This is a genomic window from Streptococcus mitis (genome assembly GCF_005144795.1).
In the GTDB taxonomy this organism is placed as follows: Bacteria; Bacillota; Bacilli; order Lactobacillales; family Streptococcaceae; genus Streptococcus; species Streptococcus mitis_BB.
The window spans coordinates 1-519 of sequence record NZ_SWFJ01000052.1 but is presented as its reverse complement, the minus strand read 5'-3'; the positions used below and the strand labels follow the sequence as shown (position 1 = coordinate 519).

Below are 519 nucleotides of genomic sequence, written 5' to 3'. Positions count from 1 at the left end.
AAGACGAAATAACGGAGATCCAGAAACACAACCAACGAGAAGGAAAAGTTAAAATAAGAGGTTAAGAGGGAATTAGATAGTGAGTATAAAGCTCATATAAGCCATATAAGCAATGATTCGTTAATTGAGAATAAATATACATAAAAAAATAAAAAAGAGCCGTGTGCAGGTAAATAAGAGTTATGAGCAAGAATTTGAGCGAGAATAAATCATTTATGATATAATGCCCGTTCATCAGCATATTCAATTTGAAGATATGAAGGTACTCTCTTTCAAAGAGAGTACCTTTTTACGTATAGTGAATAAATTCTTCACCTGTTAATGAAAATAGGAGGTTTTCTTATATGGACTACACATTTTTTCCGGTGGTTATTTCATTAGTTGCTTTAACATTTGCAATGCAAGCGCAGTTAGAAAATAAAAAATTAAGGCAACAAATTAGAGAGCTAGAAAGAAAACAGATTTAAGGTAACCTTATTAACAAAATAAAAAGCTACCTCGCTTCCACTGGCGAGGTAG

The 519-nt window shown here is 32.2% G+C and carries 1 protein-coding gene; it reads left to right on the top strand.

The features are described from left to right. The first annotated feature begins 344 nt into the window (after positions 1 to 344). On the top strand, positions 345 to 467 hold the full coding sequence (locus FBF73_RS10225) for a hypothetical protein (protein ID WP_255255833.1): 123 nt from the start codon (positions 345 to 347) through the stop codon (positions 465 to 467). Positions 468 to 519: the final 52 nt, after the last annotated feature.